The sequence below is a fragment of the Haliea sp. genome (genome assembly GCF_040222615.1).
GTDB lineage: Bacteria > Pseudomonadota > Gammaproteobacteria > Pseudomonadales > Halieaceae > Haliea.
On the sequence record NZ_JAVKCQ010000123.1, the window covers coordinates 20,252 to 27,222 of the forward strand.

Here is a 6,971-nt window from a genome sequence, read left to right on the forward strand (position 1 = left end):
CTATGGCGAGTACCCAACTCCGCTCCCCCCCGGCGGCCTCCGCCGACGCGGGGGACGTCTCACTGCGCATCACTGAGGTCTTCTACTCCCTGCAGGGTGAGGCGCGCACCGTGGGCCTGCCTACCGTATTCGTGCGCCTTACCGGCTGCCCCCTGCGCTGCGTCTACTGCGATACTGCCTACGCTTTTAGCGGCGGTGAACAGTGGAGCCTCGGGCAGGTGCTGGCAGAAGTGGCAGGACACCGACCACGCTATATCACGGTCACCGGTGGTGAGCCCCTGGCGCAGCCGGGCTGCCTGCCCCTGCTGGTAGCGCTCTGTGACGCTGGCTACGAAGTGTCGCTGGAGACCTCCGGGGCGTTGCCGGTCGCTGCTGTAGACCCGAGAGTGGTCAAGGTGCTGGACCTGAAGACGCCGGCTTCCGCGGAGGTCCACCGCAACGATTACACCAATATCGCCCACCTGACGCCCCGCGACCAGGTCAAGTTTGTGATCTGTGACCGCGCCGACTACGAGTGGGCGCGCTTCAAGCTCGATGAATACCGGCTGGCGGCGCGGGTGTCGGATGTGTTGTTCTCGCCCAGTCATGGCCAGCTTCACGGTCGCGAGCTCGCGGAGTGGATCCTGGCAGACAATCTGCCGGTGCGGCTGCAATTGCAGTTGCACAAGCTGCTGTGGAACGATGAGCCCGGGCACTGAGCGGGCAGGGGTGGGCAGGCGCGCTGTCATCCTGGTCTCCGGCGGGCTTGACTCCACCACCGTGCTGGCCATGGCACGGGCGCAGGGTTACCAGTGCTTTACCCTGAGCTTCGACTACGGCCAGCGCCACCGGGCGGAACTGGTCGCGGCGGAGCGGGCTTCCGCAGCTCTGGGCGATGTCGAGCACAAGGTGGTGACGCTCAACCTGGACAGCATCGGCGGCTCCGCCCTGACCGACATGGCCATCGCCGTGCCGGAAGAGGAAACCCCCGGTATCCCTGTCACCTATGTCCCCGCCCGCAATACCGTATTCCTCTCGATAGCGCTGGGCTGGGCCGAGGTGCTGGGCGCCAGTGACATATTCATCGGCGTCAATGCGGTGGACTACTCCGGTTACCCCGATTGCCGCCCTGAATACATAGCCGCCTTCGAGAACATGGCTAACCTGGCGACCCGCGCCGGTGTCGAAGGGCAGAAACTGACGATCCACACCCCGCTGATGCAGCTCTCGAAGGGCGATATCATTCGCGCGGGCACCGCCCTTGGGGTCGACTACGCCCTTACCGTGTCCTGCTACCAGGCCACGGAGCAGGGCCTGGCCTGCGGCAAATGTGACTCCTGTCGCCTGCGGCGCGAAGGGTTCCAGCAGGCCGGTGTCACCGATCCCACCCGTTACCGGTCATAGCGGGACAATGGGCGGCGATGACGTAAAAAACCGCTTGAGTTTTACTTCCAAATCCGTAGTATACGCACCTCGCTCGGGGCCGTTAGCTCAGTTGGTAGAGCAGTTGGCTTTTAACCAATTGGTCGCTGGTTCGAATCCAGCACGGCCCACCAATTTCCCCTTCACTATCAACTACCTACCGGGCACCGGCGCCCTGGGTCCGGTGCCGCAGCACCACCAGTGCCGGAGTTTTGCCGGACTTTCCTGAACACACCCGATTTGCCGCCTCAATGAGCTCCTCCAGCTCCGGCGCGGAGTAGTGCGTGGTGATGTCGCCGTTCCTGTGGCCCAGCAGTATTTTCCGGGTTTCCAGGGGCACACCGGCCGCTCGCAGGCGGCGACCGAAGGTATGTTTCAGGTCGTGCACCCGGATCGGCAGGCCCAGCTTGCGCCGCACCGTTTTCCAGCCATTGTTGTTGATGCTGCGTACCGGACGGCCGTAGTAGGTGAAGACGCGCTGCGGGTGTTGCCCGCGCACGCTGTCGATCACTGACTTTGCCACCCGGTTCAGTACCACCAACCGATCCTCCCGGTTCTTGACCTTTGCTCCCGGAATAAGGAATACCGAGGTGCCCAGTTCCGGCACGTCGATCTCCCAATCCCACTGCAAGCTGCAGACCTCGCCATCCCGGCAGCCGGTGTTCACCTTGAACAGACACATCCGGCTCAGGTGATCCGGCAGCGCCTTGAACAAACGGTGTTGCTCCTCCCAGCTGAGCGGGTAGGGGCGCCTGGCATCGTGTAGCGGCAGCAACTGTATCAGCGGTGCCGACTCCAGCCAGGTCAAACCGTGTTCATCCCGCCACAGCCGGGCACTGAGGTTGAGTACCCGGCGTACCGTGGCCAGGGCGCCATTGACGGTCTTGTTCTTCTTGCCCTCCTTCTTCCTTTTATCTATGTAGGCCTGCAGTGTGCCCATATGGACCTGATGCAGCGGCAGTTCGCCGATGTAAGGGTCCAGCTCTTTCAGATGGAAGGCGTAGGTTCGGAGGGTAGCCAGATGGGTGTTCTCCTCGAGAAAGCGCGTGGCTGCCTCGCGAAAAATGCGCACCGGCCGTATGCCGAATACTGACGCCTGCCTGATCTCCTCAACCCGGCGGGCCAGTATCAGCTCCGCCGTTTTGAGTTCGCTCGTTCCAGTGCTTTGGTGAATGCGATGGCCGAGGACCTGCTTGTCGATATGCCAGATCCCACCCCGCTTCCGCAGCCCGGAGTTTCGATTGCGTCCCATAGTTCATCTCCTCGATGTCGTGCGGGACGCCCGTTGCACCGTTTATATTGGTCCACCCAGGCGTCTATTTCAAGGCGGTCGAAGGCGACACCCTGGCTGCCGATGCGAAGTTCCGTCAGGGCAGGGCGTACCTCACGGTTAAAGCGATTGCGGTCCATACCCAGGTAGTCGGGGGCGTCGCGGAGTCGGATCAGGCGGGGCTGGATCTGCATCGTCTATCTCCCCAGGTACACCGCGGTAATTTGTTCCCTGACATGCCCCAGCTCCCTACTGATTGCCAGGCGCGCCTGTAGATCCGCCTCTTGCTGCGCCGGGGTCAGGTCTTTCTTGCTGGGCCCACCGCCATGGGGGGATGGCCAGCCGGTGAGTTCCAGGTAGCGCTGCTGGGCATAGGCGTGGCGCAGTCCGTGCATTTTCGATAGGCCCGCATTGGCTGTGTGGCGCTCGTAGATCCTCAGCTGCTCGATATAGCTGCGTCCTCGGGGGATCAGGGCCCCCACCCCGGCCAGGCGCTTGGCCTGCTCCAGCAGGGCGCGTTGCTCGCGGGTGCGGATGGGGACGGTGCGTTCCCGGCCACCCTTGGTCCAGCTGGCTTTCAGGTGCAGGTGGTCGCCCCGATCCGCCCAACGGGGCCGGATTTTTAGGGCTTCCTCCCTACGGAGGCCAAAGGCCCTCTGCAGACGGAGGCTGATCCGCACATGCTCATCCTTGACCTGGTCAAGCTGTTCGCGGGCCAGGCCCCTGGCCTTGCTGCTGTCGGACACGAACTGCCGGTCCGGTATGCCATAGAAATCATTGGAACCGGCCACGACCGCTCGCCTGTTAACCTTCTCCGCCCACCAACGTAAACAGCTCATGCGGTTCTTGATGGTGCCTGGGGAGAGGCTTTGCCCCAGCCAGTGCTCTACCAGGGCCCGCACATGTTTCTGCCTCAGGGAGGTGGCCTGCAGCTGCCTAAAACCCAGCTCGTGCAACTGGTTGGCGATGGCCGTCAGCTGCCGTTCCCGGCCCACTCGGGTTTCAAAGCTGCCTTCGTGGCTGTGTCGGCATAACACTTTCAGTTGGTAGTTCAGGTCGCGCATAGTGTTGATCCTTCGGTGAGTGTTTCTGATCACCTGGCAACAAAAGCTGCGCAGGCCCGCTGGGCGGTACGATCACGGGACACCAATCCCGGTTGACCTGAATGTGTCTGGCCATAGACAGCACGGTGTGTTTTCGCAGAAAACTGGCCCGTGCAAACCAACGGTTATCCAGCCTGAGGCTGGGGTGGAATTACCTCCTGAGTGGAATGTGCTGAACGCGCTGACCGTCAGCGCGTTTGCCGGGTTGAAGAAAACAGTGGGTGGCCGAGGGCAGGGGCCCGCGACAGCAACTGTGGCGTTTGAAAAAATCCCAGAAAGAGCGGAATAGATTGGAAGGGGCGATGCCCAGACTATAAAGCACCGTGGTGGTTCGAAGATGGACCCGGTCATCACTGACCGCTGCGTCGGGGAAGGCCCTGGGCGACGCTTTCAGCAGATTCCAATACCACCAGAATCTGCCTACCCCGTTTGCATATGCAAGGTGGGGTCTTCCTTGCCACTTTTCCGTAGTGGCCACGGGTAATTTCTAGTGCTGAAAGGACTCTACCACAACGGGTAATATGGCTGTCACAGAAAGCCCTGTCAACGGATGGCGGGATAAAAAACCCCGTCAAAGTGCGACGGGGTTTGTGGTTACAGTGTAACCACTTTGGGGAGAGACGGTTTGCGTGGGAATGCGACAAGCCAGGCTGCGCCAGGCCAAAGTTCAGCGAAGGAGCGGCTGTGAGTGAGGCGGCGTTTCGGTGCGGGCGCAAGACGTTGCGCCCACGTCACTACTCGCTTTCGCTTTGTAGTGACGTGGGCGGAGGCCCTCTTACCCTCTTCCATTCCCAGCAAACTCGCCCAGTCTGGGTGTCAAAATGGGTGGAATTGGATGGACAAATGGAGGTTGTTGTGTTAGTCTAATTGGGTGGAAATGGATGAATATACGGATGGCGGCGTGCACACAGACACATTGATCATTACGCCAGAAGTGCTGAATCTCATCGCCGCGATCGATGAGTTCAAAGGCGCGTGGGCGGCTATTGGGCGTATTGCACCGGAACAACTGACCTCCCTGCGCCGGGTAGCCACCATCGAAAGTATCGGCTCCTCCACCCGAATCGAGGGTGCCCGGTTGACGGACGTGGAGGTAGAGCGTTTGCTGGCTAATCTGAATATCAAGGATTTTGCCTCCCGCGACGAGGAGGAGGTCGCAGGTTATGCACAGGTGATGGAACTGGTCTTCGCCAGTTGGTCCGAAATCACGCTGACTGAAAACCATATCAAGCATCTCCACCGGGACCTTCTGAAGTATTCATCGAAAGATCAACGCCATTGCGGCAAGTACAAGACGCTGGATAACCACGTCGAGGCCTTTGGCCCGGAGGGAGAGAGCCTGGGGGTGGTGTTCAGGACCGCCACACCTTTCGATACACCGCGGCTGATGAAGGAGTTGGTCGATTGGGCGCGATCAAGCCTGGAGAAAGCTGATCTTCACCCTCTGGTGGTGGTCGCCATTTTCGTCGTGGTGTTTCTGGAAATTCATCCTTTCCAGGACGGCAACGGTCGCCTGTCCCGGGTCCTGACCACGTTGCTGCTACTCCGGGCCGGTTATGCATATGTGCCCTACAGTTCCCTGGAAGGTGTCATTGAGCAGAGCAAGGAGCAGTACTACCTCGCATTGCGACAGACCCAGGTGACCATCCGCAGTGAGAGCCCCGATTGGCAACCGTGGCTGGTGTATTTCCTTCGCTCGCTGATAGCACAAAAGGATAGTTTGGAGCGGAAGATTCGACGGGAGCGTTTGATCCTCGGAAACCTGCCCGAATTGTCGCAGCAGTTGCTGGAAATCTGTCGAGAGCGGGGGCGGTTGACGGTAGCTGAGGCGTCCGCTGCGACTGGCAGGAATCGGAACACCATCAAGGACCACATAAAGGTGCTCACTGAAGCCGGACACCTTACCCGGCATGGCGCCGGACGGGGCACCTGGTATTCCCTGGGCCAGTAACTATTTCAGTCACCGCCGCATCTGATGAATCGCACCAGGCTCGGCGGCTTCTTTGGACGTGGCATTGTCCAGCCATCCGTTACAGGCTGGTTCGTTCGATCTCTCTGGGCGGAACCACCATGTTGGCACAAGGCAGGAAGGGTCTGCCCCTGTTTATGGGCATGGCCTTGGCAAAACTGCCTACGAACGGCATCAACCCGAGCAAACACTTCTCTACCAACTCGTCGAAGCGCACTACCCTGCCCTGGTGGACCAGCTTGCCCAGCAGGGCAAATCCCTACCCGACCATGTCCACAGGGATTTTGAGGCCTATCTCAAGTGCGGCCGTCTGGAATACGGATTCCTGCGGGTGCGTTGCGACAAATGCCACTTCGAGCGTCTGGTGGCATTTTCCTGCAAGCGGCGCGGATTTTGCCCCAGCTGTGGCGCCCGCCGCATGGCGGAGACCGCCGCTCTGCTAGCCGAGGAGGTGTTTCCCGATGTCCCGCTTCGTCAGTGGGTCATCAGTTTCCCCTTTCCTCTGCGCTATCTGTTCGCCGCCCATCCCCAGGCAATGGGCAAGGTGCTGGGCATCGCGTACCGGGCGATCTCGACCCACCTGATCCACAAGGCTGGGTACTCACTCAAGGAATGCACCACCGGCGCAGTCACACTGATCCAGCGCTTCGGATCCGCGCTCAACTTGAATATTCACTTTCACGTCCTGTTCCTGGATGGCGTCTATGCGTATCGCGACAACCGACCACCACGATTTCAACGCGTCAAGGCACCGGATAAAGGCGAGTTGGAGGGCCTGGTTCAACTGATCAGCAAACGCGTGGGGGCGCTGCCTGGAACGACAAGGCTTACTGGAACAGGACATGGAGAGCGCCTGGCTGGATCTCGACCCTGCCGAAGACACCGATGCCATGCCCCAGATCCTGGGCAGTTCCGTCTCCTACCGCATCGCCGTCGGCCCGCAGCAGGGGCGAAAGGCTTTTATGATCCGCACCATCCGGCCACTGGAGCGACCTGATCCCGGACTGGAGCGGGTGGCTAAGGCCAATGGGTTCTCTCTCCACGCCGGTGTGAGCTGTGAGGGACACGAACGAAATAAACGGCAACGACATCGCCCGTCCCGCCGTCGCTGTTCCTCGTCTATCTCTCAGTTCCACGGGTAAGGTGGTATACACCCTGAAGACCCCCTACCGGGACGGGACGACCCAGGTGGCCTTCGATCCGGTGGATTTCATCGCCCGATTGGCGG

The 6,971-nt window shown here is 60.6% G+C and carries 5 protein-coding genes, 1 tRNA gene and 1 pseudogene; 5 read left to right on the plus strand and 2 right to left on the minus strand.

Annotated elements, in window-relative coordinates:
* The first annotated feature begins 2 nt into the window (after window positions 1–2).
* The 3 genes from queE (at window position 3) to RJQ10_RS10115 (ending at window position 1,535) form a co-directional block, all read left to right on the plus strand.
* Window positions 3–698, plus strand: coding sequence for a 7-carboxy-7-deazaguanine synthase QueE (gene queE, locus RJQ10_RS10105; protein WP_350146186.1), 696 nt, complete (start codon window positions 3–5; stop codon window positions 696–698).
* Window positions 682–1,383 (plus strand): 7-cyano-7-deazaguanine synthase QueC, encoded by a 702-nt coding sequence (gene queC / locus RJQ10_RS10110; protein WP_350146188.1) that lies wholly within the window; start codon window positions 682–684, stop codon window positions 1,381–1,383. Before queE ends, queC begins: the two co-directional genes overlap by 17 nt.
* 76 nt (window positions 1,384–1,459) lie before the next feature.
* Window positions 1,460–1,535 (plus strand) — tRNA-Lys (locus RJQ10_RS10115).
* A gap of 23 nt (window positions 1,536–1,558) precedes the next feature.
* Here the strand turns inward: RJQ10_RS10115 and RJQ10_RS10120 are convergent.
* Together RJQ10_RS10120 and RJQ10_RS10125 are read right to left on the minus strand one after the other, a co-directional pair.
* Window positions 1,559–2,653, minus strand: coding sequence for a tyrosine-type recombinase/integrase (locus RJQ10_RS10120; RefSeq protein WP_350146190.1), 1,095 nt, complete (start codon window positions 2,651–2,653; stop codon window positions 1,559–1,561).
* Between the two features lie 215 nt (window positions 2,654–2,868).
* Complete coding sequence (locus RJQ10_RS10125; protein ID WP_350146192.1) at window positions 2,869–3,735, minus strand: phage integrase N-terminal domain-containing protein; 867 nt, start codon at window positions 3,733–3,735, stop codon at window positions 2,869–2,871.
* A 916-nt stretch (window positions 3,736–4,651) separates the two neighbouring features.
* On the opposite strand from RJQ10_RS10125, the gene RJQ10_RS10130 reads away from it, so the two are divergent.
* Together RJQ10_RS10130 and RJQ10_RS10135 are read left to right on the plus strand one after the other, a co-directional pair.
* Complete coding sequence (locus tag RJQ10_RS10130) at window positions 4,652–5,725, plus strand: Fic family protein (RefSeq protein ID WP_350146194.1); 1,074 nt, start codon at window positions 4,652–4,654, stop codon at window positions 5,723–5,725.
* Window positions 5,726–5,906: 181 nt separating this feature from the next.
* Window positions 5,907–6,971: pseudogene (locus tag RJQ10_RS10135) on the plus strand (transposase zinc-binding domain-containing protein); the annotation flags it as partial.